General features: G+C 65.4%; 20 protein-coding genes and 1 tRNA gene. 8 read left to right on the top strand and 13 right to left on the bottom strand.

Features of this window, described 5'->3' with window-relative positions:
• Positions 1-30 precede the first annotated feature (30 nt).
• From ACX3O0_RS14910 to ACX3O0_RS14900, 3 genes are read right to left on the bottom strand one after another with little or no spacing between them, the layout of a single operon-like run.
• Positions 31-555 carry a DinB family protein gene (locus tag ACX3O0_RS14910; protein ID WP_459108233.1) on the bottom strand — a complete coding sequence of 175 codons (525 nt, stop codon included), beginning with the start codon at positions 553-555 and terminating at the stop codon, positions 31-33.
• A gap of 37 nt (positions 556-592) precedes the next feature.
• Complete coding sequence (locus tag ACX3O0_RS14905; protein WP_459108232.1) at positions 593-1,462, bottom strand: DUF4389 domain-containing protein; 870 nt, start codon at positions 1,460-1,462, stop codon at positions 593-595.
• Between the two features lie 2 nt (positions 1,463-1,464).
• Complete coding sequence (locus ACX3O0_RS14900) at positions 1,465-2,484, bottom strand: NAD(P)-dependent alcohol dehydrogenase (protein ID WP_459108231.1); 1,020 nt, start codon at positions 2,482-2,484, stop codon at positions 1,465-1,467.
• A 131-nt stretch (positions 2,485-2,615) separates the two neighbouring features.
• Here ACX3O0_RS14900 and ACX3O0_RS14895 point away from each other — a divergent pair, with 131 nt between their 5' ends.
• The 4 genes from ACX3O0_RS14895 (at position 2,616) to ACX3O0_RS14880 (ending at position 5,717) form a co-directional block, all read left to right on the top strand.
• Entirely contained in the window at positions 2,616-3,269 is a 654-nt protein-coding gene (locus ACX3O0_RS14895) for a DUF2306 domain-containing protein (RefSeq protein ID WP_459108230.1), read from the top strand.
• A gap of 20 nt (positions 3,270-3,289) precedes the next feature.
• Positions 3,290-4,414, top strand: coding sequence for a sensor histidine kinase (locus tag ACX3O0_RS14890; protein ID WP_459108229.1), 1,125 nt, complete (start codon positions 3,290-3,292; stop codon positions 4,412-4,414).
• Entirely contained in the window at positions 4,411-5,073 is a 663-nt protein-coding gene (locus tag ACX3O0_RS14885) for a response regulator (RefSeq protein WP_459108228.1), read from the top strand. Before ACX3O0_RS14890 ends, ACX3O0_RS14885 begins: the two co-directional genes overlap by 4 nt.
• Positions 5,074-5,144: 71 nt before the next feature.
• Entirely contained in the window at positions 5,145-5,717 is a 573-nt protein-coding gene (locus ACX3O0_RS14880) for a GNAT family N-acetyltransferase (RefSeq protein WP_459108227.1), read from the top strand.
• Positions 5,718-5,739: 22 nt separating this feature from the next.
• On the opposite strand, the gene ACX3O0_RS14875 is transcribed toward ACX3O0_RS14880, so the two are convergent.
• The 8 genes from ACX3O0_RS14875 to ACX3O0_RS14840 form a co-directional block, all read right to left on the bottom strand.
• Positions 5,740-6,600, bottom strand: coding sequence for an Fpg/Nei family DNA glycosylase (locus ACX3O0_RS14875; RefSeq protein ID WP_459108226.1), 861 nt, complete (start codon positions 6,598-6,600; stop codon positions 5,740-5,742).
• 91 nt (positions 6,601-6,691) lie between these two features.
• Positions 6,692-7,834: a hypothetical protein gene (locus ACX3O0_RS14870; RefSeq protein WP_459108225.1), complete on the bottom strand. Its 1,143-nt coding sequence runs from the start codon at positions 7,832-7,834 to the stop codon at positions 6,692-6,694.
• A gap of 567 nt (positions 7,835-8,401) precedes the next feature.
• Positions 8,402-9,172, bottom strand: coding sequence for an SDR family NAD(P)-dependent oxidoreductase (locus ACX3O0_RS14865; protein ID WP_459108224.1), 771 nt, complete (start codon positions 9,170-9,172; stop codon positions 8,402-8,404).
• Positions 9,173-9,275: 103 nt separating this feature from the next.
• Positions 9,276-9,578 (bottom strand): HNH endonuclease family protein, encoded by a 303-nt coding sequence (locus tag ACX3O0_RS14860; RefSeq protein ID WP_459108490.1) that lies wholly within the window; start codon positions 9,576-9,578, stop codon positions 9,276-9,278.
• A 318-nt stretch (positions 9,579-9,896) separates the two neighbouring features.
• The gene (locus ACX3O0_RS14855; RefSeq protein ID WP_459108223.1) at positions 9,897-10,637 is read right to left on the bottom strand and encodes an SDR family NAD(P)-dependent oxidoreductase; all 741 of its coding nucleotides are present in this window, start codon (positions 10,635-10,637) and stop codon (positions 9,897-9,899) included.
• Between the two features lie 442 nt (positions 10,638-11,079).
• A tRNA-Arg gene (locus ACX3O0_RS14850) sits at positions 11,080-11,151 on the bottom strand.
• A gap of 126 nt (positions 11,152-11,277) precedes the next feature.
• A complete protein-coding gene (locus tag ACX3O0_RS14845; RefSeq protein ID WP_459108222.1) occupies positions 11,278-11,778 on the bottom strand; it encodes an HNH endonuclease in 501 nt (166 codons plus the stop codon).
• 480 nt (positions 11,779-12,258) lie between these two features.
• Complete coding sequence (locus ACX3O0_RS14840) at positions 12,259-12,951, bottom strand: metal-dependent transcriptional regulator (protein WP_459093136.1); 693 nt, start codon at positions 12,949-12,951, stop codon at positions 12,259-12,261.
• Positions 12,952-13,019: 68 nt separating this feature from the next.
• Here ACX3O0_RS14840 and serC point away from each other — a divergent pair, with 68 nt between their 5' ends.
• A complete protein-coding gene (serC, locus tag ACX3O0_RS14835) occupies positions 13,020-14,126 on the top strand; it encodes a phosphoserine transaminase (RefSeq protein ID WP_459108221.1) in 1,107 nt (368 codons plus the stop codon).
• 20 nt (positions 14,127-14,146) lie between these two features.
• On the top strand, positions 14,147-14,374 hold the full coding sequence (locus ACX3O0_RS14830; RefSeq protein WP_459108220.1) for a DUF2530 domain-containing protein: 228 nt from the start codon (positions 14,147-14,149) through the stop codon (positions 14,372-14,374).
• Here the strand turns inward: ACX3O0_RS14830 and ACX3O0_RS14825 are convergent.
• A complete protein-coding gene (locus ACX3O0_RS14825; RefSeq protein WP_459108219.1) occupies positions 14,264-14,881 on the bottom strand; it encodes a DUF3027 domain-containing protein in 618 nt (205 codons plus the stop codon). The genes ACX3O0_RS14830 and ACX3O0_RS14825 overlap by 111 nt on opposite strands.
• Entirely contained in the window at positions 14,874-15,257 is a 384-nt protein-coding gene (locus tag ACX3O0_RS14820) for a cold-shock protein (protein WP_459093132.1), read from the bottom strand. The genes ACX3O0_RS14825 and ACX3O0_RS14820 overlap by 8 nt, the downstream gene beginning before the upstream one ends.
• A gap of 118 nt (positions 15,258-15,375) precedes the next feature.
• Between ACX3O0_RS14820 and ACX3O0_RS14815 the strand changes: the two genes are divergently transcribed.
• Both ACX3O0_RS14815 and ACX3O0_RS14810 read left to right on the top strand, forming a co-directional pair.
• On the top strand, positions 15,376-15,600 hold the full coding sequence (locus ACX3O0_RS14815) for a hypothetical protein (protein ID WP_459093131.1): 225 nt from the start codon (positions 15,376-15,378) through the stop codon (positions 15,598-15,600).
• A 54-nt stretch (positions 15,601-15,654) separates the two neighbouring features.
• Positions 15,655-17,526: a helicase-associated domain-containing protein gene (locus ACX3O0_RS14810; RefSeq protein ID WP_459108218.1), complete on the top strand. Its 1,872-nt coding sequence runs from the start codon at positions 15,655-15,657 to the stop codon at positions 17,524-17,526.
• Positions 17,527-17,544 lie beyond the last annotated feature (18 nt).

Below are 17,544 nucleotides of genomic sequence, written 5' to 3'. Positions count from 1 at the left end.
TCCGGCCAAGCACGAGACCCAATTTCCCACTCAGAGACTCAGCTGCCTCCGGTGGAAGTCGAAGTGCTTCGTCGGGTAGGCATAGACCTCGGCGAGCGACATTTCGGGTTCGAAGAACGGGTCCCAGTGGTCCGGGAACCGCATGGTGCGCCGCAACCGCGCCTCCGGTGCACTCGTCAGGCTGCGAGCCAGGGACTCCAGCACCCGGTCGAGCTTGGCCGCCATCCGCTTGTGGTTGAACCAGGTGGCTGCGAACACGGAACCCCAGTAGTTGACGAAGTCGAACGGCACCGTGCCGGCATTGAGCAGCCCGGCGAACCCCCGCTGAAACGGGAGCGGCAGGCGACTCACCACCCTGACCAGGGGGATGAGCGCCTGGACGACCATGTAGCCGAACACCAGGTGGAACAGCAGTTGCTCATTGGTCCAGCGGGTGCCGATGGAGCGGCGGCGCAGGGCGGCCGGCGTCGCATCCGCCAGCAGCTCACGCAACTCGGTGCGCGCCCGCGCGTACCCGGCAAGCGTCGTCACCGTGCTCGGCTCTGCCGCATCCATCGTTCACCACCCTGTTATCCGGCATGCTACTCCGCTGTTACGCCGTCGCGAGCTGGCTGCGCTCGAGCGGACCCTGGTCGAGGCGGAACGGCGGGTAGTCGTCGCGCAGCAGGGAGGTGTAGGCGTAGACCCGGTAGACCCAGCGGTGGATGCCCATCACGAGGTCGAACAGCCCGCGGTTGTACGCTCCGGTGAAGAGCAGGACAAGTGCGGCGATGAACACCAGCAACCCGACCAGTCCACCGGCGCTTGGGCCGTCGGAGAAGACCCAGGCCAGCCCGGCCAGGATGCCGATGATGAGCAGGTGCGGGAGGGCGAGCAGCCACGACTTGACCAGCACCTTCCAGCGGGACAACCGCTCGGGGTATTCGACGTCGAAGGTGGCCGGGAACTCGGTGCGCGCCAACGTGAACGGCGGGTACTGGTCGGTGGCCAGCACTCCGGTCGCGTAGAACATGACCCGCCAGTTCCAGCGGAGAACGCCGACGACGTACTCGAACAGCGTGGCCGGGTAGCGGCCGGTGAACAGGATCATCACGCCGGATGCCAGCACGACGACCGGGAAGGCGGCCCACAGGAATGCCAGCACGATGAAATGCGGAATCGCGAGCAGCCACTTCACCAGCCACATGCCGCGAGACAGCGCCGGGTCGAGCTGGCCCTCCAGCCTCGTCGGGTAGCCGGCGGATGCGACCGGTGCGGTGCGGATGCTGCGGCCGAGTCCCACAGCTCCGACCAGGATGAGGGTGACACCCACGGCGAGCGCGGACAGCCCCCACCACACGTTGTCGATGTCTTCGAAGAGGCGGTGCGATCCCGCAATCGCCAGCACGCCAGCGATGAGGGTGGCCATATGCAGGCCACTCATTTTCAGGCGCTGCGGCCTGCTTGGTTCGGTGATTGTCATGGTTAGCTTCCTTGGTTTCGGTGGTTCGTTGGGGTGGTGATGCGCAACACGACGTTGCCCTTCTTGTGCCCGGTGTCGACGTAGCGGTGCGCTTCGACGATCTCGGTGAAGTCGTAGGTACGGTCGATGACCGGCTGGTAGCGGCCGGACTCGGCGAGGCTGACGATGTACGCCAGGTCGTCGGCGGTGTACTTGCCGATATTGGGGGTGATGAGCTTGCCGCTCTTCCGGCTCTGTCCGCGGGATTGCACGAGCGCCTTCAGGTCGGCGATCACCAGCAGCAGCGCGCCGCCGGGCTTGACCGAGGATTCGGCCTCAGCGAACGGGGCATTGCCGACGCAATCGACGATGACGTCATATTGTTCGCCCTCGGCGAGGAAATCATCCGCCGTGTAGTCGATGACGCGGTCGGCGCCGAGTGAGGTGACCAGCTCGCGATTGGCCGCGCTGGTGACACCGGTCACGTGCGCGCCAAGGTGCTTGGCCAGCTGGACGACGGCGGTTCCGACGGCTCCGGATGCGCCGTTGACCAGCACGGAATCGCCCGGCTTGATCGCGACCTGGTTCAGGAAGCCGCGGGCGGTGGTGCCGCCGAAGGGGAGGGTGACCGCCTGCTCGAGGGTCAGGTTGGCGGGGGCGCGGGTGATCGCGCCATCGTGCGGGACGCAGACGTACTCCGCGTGGCCACCGAACTTGCCGCCCAGCATCGCGATGACCCGGTCACCAGGGGTGAAGCCGGTGACGCCTGTGCCGACCGCTTCGACGACGCCGGCGACGTCCATTCCGAGCACGCGCCGGCTGGGGCGGAACAGGCCGATACCGAAAGCGGCGAGAACGCTAAGGCCGCCGGGGATGTCGCGGCTGCGTGCCCGGTAGTCGGCGGCACTCACGGTGCTGGCGTGAACCTTGACGAGCACTTCGCCGGCCTTCGGGGTGGGCTTGCGTACCTGTTCGAGGTGTACGACCTCGGGGGCGCCGAACCGGCGGTAGACGGCCGCCGTCATGGTGGTGTGTGTTGTCATGCTTCGATTTTTGCGCGTGCAGGTTCGGGCGGCATCGGCATTCCGGCCCAAATCCGGTCAGCCGAAAGTACGGCTTCTGCCTCGTCCGCCCTCCCGATGTTTTCCGCGCTGGATCAGGCGAGCATCAAGTCATGACACGAGAACTTGCTGGTCGAGTAGCCCGCCAGCGCAGCGGATGGCTGGCCGTCACCGGGCTCCTCCTGCTCAGCCTCATCCCGGTGCTCGGCGGCGCCTTCCGCCTCACCGATCTCACCGGTGGCGCCGTCACCGCCGACAACGCCCGCTTCTTCGCCTCACCGGTCCCGGTTGTCGCACACATTGTCGGCGCCACCGTCTATACGCTCCTGGGTGCATTCCAATTCGTCCCGGCCCTGCGCGGCCGGCGGGGGTGGCACCGCATCGCCGGGGGCATCCTGATCCCGGCCGGGCTCGTCGCCGCGTTGTCGGGTGTGTGGATGGCCGCGTTCTACTCATCGCCGGACGGTGACAGCCCGCTGCTGATGGGCATCCGCCTGGCCTTCGGTTCGGCGATGGTGGCGAGCATCATCCTCGGGATAGTCGCGATCAAGAAGCGGGACTTCGGCGCCCACGGTGCCTGGATGACTCGCGCCTACGCACTCGGCATCGCAGCCGGCACGCAAGCCGTCGTGCTCGCCATCTGGATCCTCAGCGTTGGACCGCTCGACAGCTTCACCGACGCCCTGCTCATGGGCGTCGCCTGGGTGATCAACGCCGGCGTCGCCGAGCTGGTCATCCGCCGCCGCGCATCCGCCGTCCGACGATGATGCCCTCGTATCATGAGCAGGTGACCGGTCTCCTGCGCACCGCGTGGAACGCGCCTGGCGCAGTTCCCTCACCGCCGCCGCGGGTGTGGCGGGACTGGGCCCTGCTGGCGTTCATCATCGTGGCGGCCGTACTTGAGGCCATCCTCCGCACCGATCTCACCCAGCCGCTGCTGGCTGCGGTCATGGTGATCGCTGCAGCGCCCAGCGTGCTCTGGCGGCGGACGCGTCCGCTCCTGATGCTCGCAATCGCGGTCGGGGCGATGGCGGCGGCGTCCCTGCTGATGGGTGATTCCGTTCTCTTCGCCAGCGGGTTCGTCATCTTCACGCTCTACGCCTTGTTCCGCTGGGGCAACGGTCGCGCCCTGATCGTCGGATCCGGCCTGCTCCTGGCCAACCTCTCAACTTCCGCGATCGCAGGGACGACCCTCGGCGATCTCATCGGCGAGGCTGCGTTCAGCGCCAGCGTGGTCACGCTGGGGGTCGCCCTCCGGTTCCGAGCCCGCGCGAGGATGCGGGAGCTGGACCGCGCGAAACTGTTGGAACGCGAAACGCTCGCCCGCGACCTGCACGACACGGTTGCGCACCACGTGTCGGCGATCGCGATCCGCGCCCAGGCCGGGCTGGCCGTCGCGGCGCTGAAGCCGGAGGCCGCGACGGATGCCCTCCGCGTGATCGAGGCGGAGGCGTCCAGGACGCTGGCCGAGATGCGCTCGATGGTGCGCGTATTGCGTCAGGGCGAAGCGCCGGAGTTGGCGCCGGGCAGGAGCCTCGCCGACATCGAGCAGCTCGCGAACGAAGAAGTGGCCGGCCCGCGCGTGGATGTTCGGGTGGCCGGTGACACGGCCAGCATCCCGCCGACGGTCGCAGCCGCGGTTTACCGCATGGTGCAGGAGTCGGTGACGAACGCTCGCCGCCACGCCCGTGGCGCCTCCCTCATCGACGTGGTCGTGGAGGCCGACCAGGGCGGTGTGCGGTTGACGGTGACCAACGACGGTGAGGTGGCGCCGGTCTCCACCCCGGGCTACGGCATCACTGGAATGCTGGAGCGCGCCTCTCTCCTCGGCGGCACCTGCCAGTCCGTCCGCGCGCCCGGCGGCGGGTGGGTCGTGACCGCGGTACTCCCTCGTGTTGGATGGACCACATGACGATCCGCGTGCTCATCGCCGACGACCAGGAGCTGGTGCGCACCGGGCTCAGCATGATCCTCGACGCGCAGCCCGACATCGAAGTGGTGGGCCAGGCATCCGATGGGAACGAAGCCGTTGCCCTCGCCCGGAGCCTGCGACCGGATGTCTGCCTCTTCGACATCCGGATGCCCGGTCAGGACGGCATCGAGGCCACCCGCGCCATCGCGGGGCCGGGTGTGCCCGACCCGATGGCGGTCGTCATCATCACCACATTCGACCTCGATGAATACGTCTACGCCGCTTTGCGTGCCGGTGCTCGCGGATTTCTGCTCAAGGATGCCGGGTCAGAACTCCTCGGGCAGGCGGTGCGCGCCGCAGCCAGCGGTGACGCCCTGATCGCCCCGAATGTGACGGTGAGACTGCTGGAGGCATTCGCGGATGCCGCACCGCCGGCGCCCACCGCGCAACCGATCGAGCCGCTCACCCAACGCGAAGAGCAGGTGCTCGCGGCCGTCGCTCGCGGGCTGAGCAACAGCGAGATTGCCAGCGAGCTCTACATCACGCTCAGCACGGTGAAGACGCACCTGGCCAGCCTGATGACGAAGCTCGGTGCCCGCAACCGGGTCGAGATCGCCATCTGGGCGCACGAGACGAAGCGGGTTCCCGGGCGGTCGTAGGCGCATCCTGCCGCTGATTGTTCACCCGTTGTTGGGGTGCCCCGGGGGCGTCGCAGATCTACTCTCAGTCCGTGACAACGCTTGATGAGACGCGGTTCCGGATCCTGCCGGCGGAAATCGGGGCGGACCGTTTTGCCGCCGCGCTGCACGCGGGGTGGGACTGGCCGGTTTCCGGATGTTCGACGCTCGCCGAGTACGTCGAGTTGGCGATCGTTGCCCCGCGTCGGCGGTTCTTCTGGCTGCTCGGCGACGACCAGCCGCTGGGGTTCTTCGGCTTCACCCACAATGACGAGCGGCGTCGTTTCGAGGTTGGCACCTACCTGGCACCGGAAGCGCGTGGTACCGGGGCGAACGCTGTAGTCAAGCATTCGTCCATCGCGGCGTTCCAGGCGATGGGATTGCCGCTGACAGCTTTGGTGCGAGACGAGAACTTACGATCGCTGGCCGCAATGCGTCGGGTCTCGGGAACCGCAGGTGAGCTTCAAATCATCGAGCCGAGCACCCTGCGCTGGGTCTTCGATCTCCGGTCGGTGGCTCCAGACAGCGCGTCCGTCAGCACGCGGGTGTTCTCGCAGTTGCTCGGCAATGAGGGCGAGTTCCGCGCCATTTCCGGTGCGTCCCACGCGGCTCCGCTCGTGGCCTGAGCCTCGGTGCGGCAGCCGTCCGTTACTTCAGCAGCCGGGACAGCACCCGGTCGGCCAGCGGCTTGCCGCCGGTCTGGCAGGTCGGGCAGTACTGCAGCGTGGAGTCGGAGTAGATGACCTGCCGCACGGTGTCGCCGCAGACCGGGCACGCTTCGCCGGTTCGGCCGTGCACGCGCATGCCGGACTTTTTCTCTTTCTTGAGTTCGGATGCTGCCAGTCCTTCCGAGCGCGCGATGGCTTCGCGCAGGGTCGTCTGCAAGGCGTCGAAGAGGCGACCGGCTTCATCCGTCGTCATCGCTGCCGGCTTGAACGGCGACATCCGGGCGACGTGCAGAATCTCATCCGAGTAGGCGTTGCCGATGCCGGCGATCGTCGACTGATTGCGCAGGACTCCTTTAATCTGTGCCCGGCCGGCGGCGGTGAGGATGCCCAGAAACTGGTCTTCGGTGAAGTCCTCGCTCAGGGGGTCAGGCCCAAGCCGGGCGATACCGGGGACATCCGTCGGCGTCCTGACCAGGTAGATGGCGAGGCTCTTCTTGGTGCCCGCTTCTGTCACGTCGAGCCCGGTTCCGTCGTCGAGGATCAGGCGGGCGGCCAGCGGGCTCTTCCCCGGGCGCACCGGCATGGTACGGGTGCCGTCGTTCCACCGCACCCATCCGGCCCGGGCCAGGTGCATGACCAGGTGAAGGTCGCCGATCATGAAATCGAGGAACTTGCCGTGCCTCGTCACACCGCGGATGCTCTGCCCCTCTATCGCGGAAACTGGCGGGTCGAAGGTCTTCAGTGCGGCGAACGACAGGAGGTCCAGCCGCGCGACCACCCGGCCGTGGAGACGGCCGTCAAGGTCGGCGGCGAGCGCGTGCACTTCCGGGAGTTCGGGCATGCTCCCAGTCTGTGGCGAGAGATCGGTTCAGGCCAGCGATCTGTGTTTCGGCGTGCTACCCGGGTACTTCAGGATCACCCCTCCGGCCGGATTACCTGCCGTCGATGATGGACATGAGTCCTGCGAACGCGAAGATCCCGGGGACCGCGTAAAGAAATGCGAGAAGGGTGAACCATCCGACAGCGCCGATTATTGGCCACACGCCCTTGTTACGGTCGCGTATGTTGAGTCGGCGTCCGTCCGGCCCAATACGAGGCTCCGGCGGTACCCAGGCGATACCGGGGTTCTCGAGCTCGGCGCGGATCGCCGAAAGCATCCGCGGCACCTCCTGACCTGGCACCCGTTCATCGAGGTACCGTCGCGCCTTTGCGGTGATGCGCGGGGCAACCGTCGTGAGGACGGCATGAAGAGAGTGCCAGTGCTCGGCTTCCGTGAAATCAACGGCCGGCGAGGTAAAGAAGACAAGGTTGTCGTCGACGATCTCGACGTTGAATCGCCCAGCGTTATCGATGAGGTCTGCCATCACATCCGGGGTGAGAATGTAGTGCGCTTCGTTCCGGTACTTGAGAAGCGAATAGGCCTGGAACCATCGGTCGAAGTCGCCTTCGAGAGAGAGCCGCTGGCCGCGTTCGACACCGGCGGGCAAGTCGCTGCCCATCCGATTGTTCGACGTTGCGTCGAGAGTCAGGTGCGGTAACGGCGCTGGCAGCTTGACGGCGAGGTAGTGCCACCCGTTCGACCGGGCGGTTCCACGCACAAGATTGCCGAACTCGACGCCGTCTGCGACGTATCGCGGGTACTGGTGCACACGGCGGCTCCCGGCGCTGATGAGGGAGGAGAAGGTTGCGACCTGGCTGGGCCGTGACTCGTAGCCATTTGCGAGAGCGGTCAGGGTCTGGCGCCACTGCTTCAGGCGTGCTCGCGGCGACGAAGGCTTGCCGGCCCAGACCTGCAGCCAATAGGTGCCGTAGAGCCAGGCGGCCAGGATCGTTATCGACACCATCAGGGCGCTGATGTCTGACGCCATGACCTGACCGTCCTGGTAGCCGTCCACGCGGATACCGATGACCATGAAGACGATGCAGAGGTACCAGAGGATGAGGCAGCGGTTGACATGCGCGAGAACCTGCCTCCTTGTGGGCACCCAGGTCGGCCGCGAGTCGTGACGCACGGCTGCCATGGCCGCCGCAACCTCTTGATCCGGCGCGGTCAACCAGCGCAAGTCCATGGTCATCGCAATCCAATCCCAGCTCATTCGCTTCGCAGCGGTGCACATACGGAAAATAGATGCTGACGCGACCGTGCCCCTGGAGGGATTCGAATCCTATTTCGTGCCCGCTACTTACGCGTTGCGGGTCTAAAATCCCCGAGATTCTAGGCTTTCCTACTCACCATACACTGGTCTCAATCACGGGGTTTCTTACGGAATGTGGGCACAATGTGGGCACAACCGAGTGCGCGACGGCCTGGTCGAATATCGCGACTGCAGGAGCATCAATGGCGCACGAGTGTGCAGCAATCACGGGCGACCAGCTGGGCTGAGCTGAACCCCTCAGCCTGGGTCGCCTCTCTGGCGACGCGAACGCCGTAGCGGTAAGCGAGCTTGCCGTCCAACCAACCGGAAGTGCCGAGGGCGGCCAAGCCCAATCATGCTGAGAACGACGCCGCCCAGGTTGAGCGCGACGTGGATGGTGGCAGTCCTTTTCGCCTGGGTGCGTTTCTCGACCACTGAGAAGTCAAGGAACCGAAAACGGCTGCCAGCATCGATCGTTAGTAGGGCAGCAGCCGGGTCAGGCCCGGACTAGCGGCCGGTGTAGCCACCGTCGACGTGCAGCACCGAACCGGTCACGTAGCTCGAGTTGTCGGAGAGCAGCCAGACACTGCCTTCGGCGACTTCTTCGGGCTTGCCGAAGCGGTTGAGCACCGACAGGGCAGCCGCGACGTCTTCGGCCTTTAGGTTGTTGTCTGCTATGGACTCGGTGAGCATCGGAGTCTCGATCGCGCCCGGGGCGACTGAATTTACTCGGATGTTGTGTGGGCCGTTCTCCAGAGCAGCGCTCTTGGTGAGGCCGACGACCCCGTGCTTGGCGGCCGTGTAGATGCCCTGGTTGTACTGCGGGCGGAATGCGTTCGTTGAGGAGATGTTTACGAGCGATCCGCCCTCACCCTGTTTGATTAGCTGTCGAAGCTCGAACTTGAGGCACAGTGCCACGCCCTTGAGATCGACGCTAATGAGACGGTCGAAGTAGTTCTCGTCGAGTTCTGAGAGCGGTGACGTGTCAGGCTTGATTGCCGCGTTGTTGACAGCCCCATCGAGGCGCCCATAGGTTTCGACGGTCTGCTTCACCATGTTCTCGACGGAGGCAGGGTCGGACACGTCGGTCTTCACAAACGTGGCGTCGCCGTCATCTGCTCTGATGCCATCGACCACCGCTTGACCGCTGGCCTCATTCCAGTCAGCCACGATTACCTTTGCACCCGCAGCCGCTGCCAAGCGCGCAGTTGCAGCCCCCATTCCTTGTCCACTGCCGGTGACGATGATGACCTTGTCTTGGAGAACCGGGAAAGTCATGGCACACCTCTCTTGGTATAGAAAACGATTGAGCGTCGACTCCGGTATGGCGTCGACTTCACCATCCATCCTCCTGCACATCAGCGGCCATGACAAAGGGCCCTTAGGCGGCCACGGAACCTGCCCTATGACGGCCGCTGCCCCAGCAGTCCCAAAATTCGTGGCCCTGCTCGAGTGATGCCCGATGGGCGAATTTGGTTGACTCTCGAACGGTATTCGGCGTCCAAGATTCGTATCCAAGCGTCTCGAGACTGCGTGGATAGTCTGATACTCGCGGCTGAAGGTACGTGGACTTCTTGTTTGCGAACTCCTTGTTCGCTGCCGACGAGTTCTTCCCCTTGCTGAGGAGCACCAAGTTACCAACCGTGTGGACAAGTTCCTCAATCTCCGCATCTGTGAAGCGCAGCGGAGACCCTCAACGATGTCAGTGAGGGGCGAGTGCGCGCGGAGACGATCGAGAAGTACCTATATAGGGACGAGACTAAGCAAGATTACGCTGAGCGCCTTCGCAGTAAATAGCTAAACGTGGCAGCTGTGGACAGGTTGGGAGTCGCGGGGGTTAAGGCTTGCAGACAGTCCGCCGTTGCAGGAACGTGCCCTGAGGGTGAGTGCTTCCCACTCTGCCGTGGAACGCGAGAAGACCCGCAGCTCCTGAGTGCGTATGGCACCACTCAGACTGCAGGCCTTCTCTTCTATCGGTCACCAACGTACTGACCGGGTACAGCTAGATTGCCGTGGCACCACCGTCGATGACGAGCTCGCTGCCGGTGATGTACGTCGACTCATCCGATGCGAGGAAGACGATGAGGTCGGAGATTTCACGCACGTCGGCCATGCGCTTCACGGGGATAGTCTGCGCAAACGCGTCGACGTCTTCCTTCGGAACACCGGCGAGCAGCGGCGTCCAGACCGCTCCGGGGTGAACGGAGTTGGCGCGGATGCCCTTGTCGGCGTATTCGATGGCGACAGCCTTGGTGAGGCCGCGAACAGCGAACTTCGCCGCAGCGTAGGCGGCGTTCGTGGCCTGGTAGACGAAGCCCGCGACCGACGAGATGTTGATGATGGAGCCGCCGCCGTTCTCGAGCATGCCCGGCAGAACAGCCTTGATGCCGTAGAAGACGCCGTGCTGATCGACGGCGACCGTGCGGTCGTAGTCTTCAAGAGACAGGTCTTCAATCTTGGCCATGGGGCCTGAGAGGCCCGCGTTGTTGACGAGCACGTTGACGGGGCCGAACTTGTCGTTCGCCTGCTTGACCACGTCGGCCCAGGCGTCAAAATTTGTGACGTCGTGCTTGATGAACAGTGCGCTCTCGCCGATCTCGTCGGCGACCTTTTGGCCAGCCTCAGCGTTGACATCGGTCAGCACGACCCGGGCTCCGTGCTCAGCGAGCACGCGAGCGTGGGACTCGCCCATGCCTGAACCGGCTCCGGTCACGATGGCGACCTTGTTTTCTAGACGACTCATGAAGCTTCCTTTCTTTGCCGCGCCCGCACGCTGGAAGGCGTATTTGCGTCGTGCGATACGCGTTCAACGGGCTGCTTGTGCCCCAGGCCGGCGCGGCTGCTTTGGTGCTTCCATCCTACCAGATTCAATGCATACGCATAAATCAGAGGGCGGTGTCGTCGCTGGGTGCCACCGCCGCCAGGTGCAGACTGGTTCGCACCCGGCACCGCCCAGAAGGATTGATGCATTTCCGCGAGCCCCGAGATCGTGCCCCGATTGCCGCCTTCAGGGATGGCAGAGTCCGGGTGCGGGGTCAACACCGCCCGCCACAGTCCACGAAGATCTACCCTGAACCTGCGACCTCGTGCCCGGTCTTCACCCAAATGTGGGCAAACACCGATCTTAAATCTCAGCGGCCCGCTAGATTCCTACAAATACAAGGCAATCGAGGCAAAAGGAAGTGTGCCCCTGGAGGGATTCGAACCCCCAACCGTTTCCTTAGGACGGAACTGCTCTTCCGTTGAGCTACAGAGGCTGGTGAGTTGAGTTTAGCGGAGAGGAGGGGGCGCCTCGGCAAGCTCGGCTGGTCTCGACGGGCTCGACCTGCTTAAGAGGTCTCGATACGCGTGCTCCTTCGTCGCGCGCTACTCGACCCACAGAATCAGGCAGCGGCGGGGGCCAGGAACTCTTCCCACTGGGGCTGCGCGCGCTCTACGCCACGCACCAGCCAGGAGGTGCCGTGCGGCGGCTGCGGACGGAACAACAGCTTCCAGCCCATCTCGCCGGGCGTGCGGTTGCCCTTCGCGTTGTTGCAGCGCAGGCAGCAGGCGACCAGGTTCTCCCAGCTGTCCACCCCGCCACGGGAGCGCGGCAACACGTGGTCGATCGTGGTCGCGGCACCACCGCAGTAACCACAGCGCTGGTCGTCGCGCCGCAGCACCCCGCGCCGACTGACCGGCAGCAGCCGCGAATTCGGGATGCGCACATACCGGGTCAGCAGGATCACCGACGGCCGCTCATACGACGCCGACAAGCCCCAGACCGGATGCTCGGCGTCGTGCGCGAGCACGGTTGCCTTCTGATTCATCACCAGCACCAGTGCTCGCTTGAAAGAAACTACGGCCAGGGGCTCAAACCCGGCGTTCAGCACCAGTGTGCGCATACTGTTCCCATCGATTTCGCCCTGGACGGCTTCCAGGGGTCCGATAATTCCTGTGGAACTCCGAGTCGGTCGCGCGCGACGCCGGACACGAAAAAAGGCACTGCCGACATGGCAGTGCCTGGTGTCCGGACGCACAGAACAGTGCGCCGCGACGTCCGCTGGGGCGTATGAGACTGTCGTGCAGCAGCAGCACCGGCTGCCTCCGCACGGCAGGGCGGCGGGCATCCAAGGCGTGGATGGCGCGGCCCTCACTCATGTTTCTCTCCCGACTGGCTGACGAAGAATCACAGGGTTCCACATTAACGCACTCAGCGAAGCGGATGTGACGCAGCCACGCCACGTGACCGTTCCGTTAAATAAACGGATTGCGCCGGTATCTTGCCGCTCAAGCTTTTCGAGGGCTAAGGGTTTGTTTCGGGTGGGCCGGGCTTCTATGGGCGGAAACAAATCCTTAGCCCTCGAAAAGCGGCCCCGAGTTAGCTAGATGCCGACGTAGACGTGCTGCGCCACCTCGATGGGCAGCTCGATGCCCTCAGGGATGCCCTCCACCTCGACACGAAAGGTGCGGCCGGAACCGGTGAAGCTAGCCACCGCACCCGGAACCACCCCGGCCGTTCGCAACTGGTCGAGCAGCTCGGACTCGTACTGCACCGGCTCCCCCAGCCGGCGGATAGTACCGGTGATCGGCCCCACCGCGCCCAGGGTGTAGTTGACGACGTTGACCACGCCATCAGAGAACTTCGAGGTAGTACGGTCGCCGATCTCATCCAGCCCCGGGATCGGGTTGCCGTACGGGGAATGCGTCGGGTGCTCCAGCAGTTCCAGGATGCGCCGCTCCACCTGCTCGCTCATCACATGCTCCCAGCGGCACGCCTCCTCGTGGACGAGCGCCCAGTCGAGGCCGATGACGTCGGCAAGCAGACGCTCAGCCAGGCGGTGCTTACGCATCACGCCAACGGCCTTCGAACGCCCGGCGGTCGTGAGCGCAAGATGCCGGTCATCCTCAACCCGCACCAGGCCGTCACGTTCCATCCGACCAATGGTCTGCGAAACCGTCGGCCCGGAGTGGCCGAGCCTCTCAGAGATGCGCGCCCTCAGCGGGATGATGTTCTCTTCTTCGAGCTCGTAGATCGTGCGGAGATACATCTCTGTGGTGTCAATGAGATCAGCCATCGTCGCCCTTCACCGTCCTCGAACGTCATAGGCAAGCCTAACCTCTGGCACCCCAATAAGATTTCTCTATGCCGCAGCTCACAATCCCCTCAGCCCTTCTGCCCGCCGACGGACGGTTCGGATGCGGACCCTCCAAGGTCCGCGCCGAGCAACTCGCGTACCTCTCTACTGCGGGTGCGGAACTGCTCGGCACCTCCCACCGGCAGGCGCCGGTGAAGAACCTGGTCAAGCGGGTGCAGGACGGCCTCGGCCAGCTGTTCGCCATCCCCGACGGCTACGAAGTGGTGCTCGGCAACGGCGGCTCCACTGCGTTCTGGGACGCCGCCGCATTCTCCCTCATCGAGCAGCGCAGCCAGAACCTGGTGTTCGGCGAGTTCAGCAGCAAGTTCGCGAAGGCGGCGACAACCCCGTGGCTGGATGCGCCATCCGTCATCAGCGCCGACCCGGGATCCCGCAGCGAGCCGGTCGTCACCGACGGGGTCGACGTCTACGCCTGGCCGCACAACGAGACCTCGACCGGCGTCATGGCCCCGGTCACCCGGGTCCAGGCGGATGCGCTCACCGTCATCGACGCCACCAGCGCGGCCGGCGGCATCGACTTCGACGCGTCCCAGGCGGATGTCTACTACTTCGCCCCGCAGAAGAACCTCGCCTCCGACGGCGGGCTGTGGCTCGCCCTCTTCTCCCCCCGGGCCATCGAACGGGTGGAACGCATCGCGGCCAGCGGACGCTACATCCCCGAATTCCTCAGCCTGAAGAACGCGATCGACAACTCGCGACTCAACCAGACCCTCAACACCCCGGCACTCAGCACACTGCTGCTGCTCGACAACCAGGTGCAGTGGATCAACGACAACGGCGGGCTGGCCTGGGCGGATGCCCGCACCCGGGAGTCCTCGATTGCCCTGTACGAGTGGGCCGAGTCGGTGTCGTACGCGACCCCGTTCGTCACCAACCCCGACCACCGGTCGCAGGTCGTCGTAACAATCGACTTCGATGACCAGGTCGACGCATCCGCCATCGCCAAGACGCTCCGCGCCAACGGCGTCGTCGACACCGACCCGTACCGCAAGCTCGGACGCAACCAGCTGCGGGTGGCAACCTTCACCGCGGTCGAGCCCAGCGACATCCGCCAGCTGATCGCGTCGATCGAATACGTCGTCGAGAACCTCTGACGAATCGCTACCTTTAACCCATGCGGCTGTGGCTGAAAGACTCCGAACGGCGGCCCGACCCGGTGCCGCCGAAAACGGATGACCGCAAACCGGTCCTCGTCGGGATCGGGCTGTGGCTGGTCGCTCTCGTCGCCGTACTAGTGCTTGGCCCGGCGCTTACCCCGGCCGATCGCTGGTGGGTTTGGGCCTGCGTCACCGGACTCGTCCTGGGCCTCATCGGCCTCGTCTACACCCACCGCAAGCGCTGACCCGCCGAAGTCATCCGACTCGTCGTCATGATCTTCGTCGTCGTCATTTTCATCGTCGAGTGAATCGATGTCGACACCGTCGAGATCGCCGCTGTGCAGCAACGCCTCGTCATCGTCGTTGACGTCCTCATCATCAAAGTCATCATCATCGTCGTCGTCGTCGCTGTCGTCGTCGTCCAGCTCCTCCGCCGCCTGCCCGGCCTGGCCGGCCTTGTAGTCGGCGAGGCGATCGGCCCACGGCACCCAGGCCGGGGACAGCAACGCCGTCTCCCCCGGGGTCAGCTCGGTCTCGAGAACGGTCGGGTCGCCCCCCTCGATGTGGGCGATGCTGACCGTCCAGCGCCAGCCCTTGTAACCGGGCATGGTGGTGTCGAAGTAGAGGGTGACTACCCCATCGCCCTCATCGATCGAGCCTGCGCGCTCGCCGATGGTCGACGCCGGGGTCATGTCGAGCAGTGCCGCACGAGCCAGCTCGAAGTCGGCGGGCGTTGCCAGGGTCTCAGGCATCCAGTTCGTCCGCGACCTTGCGCAGCATCGCCGCGATCTTGTGGCTGTGGCCAGACTCCGGGTAGCGTCCGCGCTTCAGGTTGGTGCCGATGCCGTCAAGCATCTTCACCAGGTCTTCCACGATGATCGCCATGTCGTCGGCCGGCTTGCGGCTCATCTTCGAGAGGCTGGGCGGAGCATCCAGAATGCGCGCGGACAGCGCCTGCGCGCCCCGCTTGCCGTCGGCGATTCCGAACTCGAGACGGGTACCCGCCTTCACCGCGGTGGTACCGGATGGCAGGGCGGAGGCGTGAAGGAAGACCTCCTGGCCGTCATCAGAGCTGATGAAGCCGAAGCCCTTCTCTTCGTCGTAAAACTTAACCTTGCCGGTAGGCATGGCGTACCTCTTTCTCATGCACGAGTCGTAACTCGTAAGCTTACGGGCACCCGATGGACGTATTGTTGTGGGTGTGACAAATGGCGCTCCCGGTACCGTTAATCGTAGCCAACGGATCATGGCCTACCTGATCGTTGTTCTCGTGCTCGCCTCACTCGCATCCTTCATCGCCGTCATCGTCGGCACCGCCGTGGGTGCGAACACCGAGATCGGATCCGGCCAAGGCGTCTGGCCGATCGTTCTCATGTTGCCGCTTTTCGCCCTGCCGTCGGCCATGCTGCTGACGATCGCGCTCCTGATTATCAGCAACGTCAGCCGCCGAGCCGGGAATAGGACAAGCTAGGAAGGTCGGCACCGACGCCGACCCAGCTGCACACGACAATCGGCGGGGGGACGAATGAACGACATCCTGTCTCTCGCCACGCGCCTGCGCTTGATCGACGACCCCGCGCTGGTCAGCGCGCTGCAGGCACGCACCTTCCCCGCCGCCGGCATCAAGGACTTCTTCGACCTCGCCGAATCGTTGCTCGAGAGCACCTCGGTGCAGCAGGCGCTCAGCCGGCTCGACCGCAGCACCCTCGCGCTGCTGGCGACCGCCGGCGAGCTGGCCACCGCGGAAACCCCGTCGACGATCGCGCAGGTCGCCACCGCTCTCGGCTGGGAGCAGGCGGATGTCACGCGGCGCCTCGAGAGGCCGGTACGGTTCCTGCTCGCCGAGACCACCGACGATCGCGCCCAGGTCTACGACGTCGTCATCGAGCAACTGCGGTCCTGGCCGGTCTTCGGACTGCCGTCCCGGGAAGAACTCGCCGCAGACCCGGTGGGGCATCCGCCCGCCCCGGTCGCCGAAACGGAACGTCACGCCATCGACCGCCTCGCCGCGGAGCGGGCGTTCAGCGCCATCACCGTGGTGACCGCGTTGCTGCTCGAGCTGGAGCGGGAGCCGGCACGCGAGCTGGCCAAGGGCGGCATCGCCCTGCCAGACAAGAAACGACTGGCGAACGCCATCGCAACCGACCTGGACTCGGTTGCGGCGTACCTGTCCGTCGCCGACCAGGCCGGCCTCACCACCCGCGAGGCCGGCGCCTGGCTGGTCACCGAACGCGGAAACGACTGGCTGCTGGAGCCCACCCTCGCGCGGTGGCTGGTGCTGGTAGACGGCTGGGTCAGCGGGGTGCTGCCCGAAGTGCGGCGGGTGCTCCGCCGGTACTCGCAGGCAAAATGGGGCGACGGGCTTCGAGCCCATCTGGCCTGGCTCTACCCGGCCGGCGGCGAGTGGATGCAGCAGCGCATCGCGACCTTCACCCAGAGTGCCGAGCTTCTCGGCATCACCGGAGGGGAGGCGCCGAGCAGTCAGGGCGCCCTGCTGCTGGACGGCAAGCCGACTGAGGCTGAGGCGGCACTGCGCCCCCTCCTCCCCACCGAGGTCGAGAAGGTCTACCTGCAGCACGACCTGTCGGTGGTCGCGCCCGGTCCGCTCACTCCTGCGGTGGATGCACGGCTGCGGGTGATCGCGGACGCCGAGAACCGCGCACTGGCCGCCACCTACCGGGTGTCGGCGTCCAGCGTGAACCGGGCACTGGCATCCGGTGAGACCGCCAACTCGATCCTCGAATACCTGGAGTCGATCTCACTGACCGGCATCCCGCAGCCCCTGTCGTACCTCATCGCGGAGAGCGCCGCCCGGTACGGCTTGGTTCGCATCGGCGAGCTCACTGGCGGGGTCGACCCGGAGAACGCGGAGTACGGCGCGCGAAGCTATCTGCGCTCCGACGACACCAACCTGCTCGGCACCATCGTCGTCGACCAGAGCCTGAGCGGGCTCGGACTGACCCGCACCGGAACGCACCGGGTGGTGAGCCGGTTCCCGCTCGACCTGGTCTTCTGGACGCTCAGCGACGCGCGTTATCCGGTGGCGGCGGAGAACTCGCAAGGCGAGATCGTCGTGCTGCAACGCCGCCGTACCGCGAAGGTGGCGCACCACGCGACGAGCGACCCGGCCGCCGAGCTCGTCGCACGACTGCGCGTCGGCGGGGAGCCCGACGCCGGCGAGAACGACCACGCCTGGCTGATCAAGCAACTGGATGCGGCCGTTCGCGGCAAACTCGCCCTCACCGTGAGCGTCACCATGCCGAACGGTTCGACCACCGAACTGCAACTGGAGCCGGCCAGCATCGTCGGCGGCCGCCTGCGGGCGCGCGACCGAAACTCCGACATCGAGCGCACCCTGCCGCTGTCGAGTATCGCCGGGGTGTCCCCCGCCCACTGACGGTAAGCGGGACGGGCG

The sequence above is a fragment of the Homoserinimonas sp. A447 genome (genome assembly GCF_054489325.1).
The sequence above is the reverse complement of the archived record's forward strand: the minus strand, read 5'-3'. Positions and strand labels throughout refer to the sequence as shown.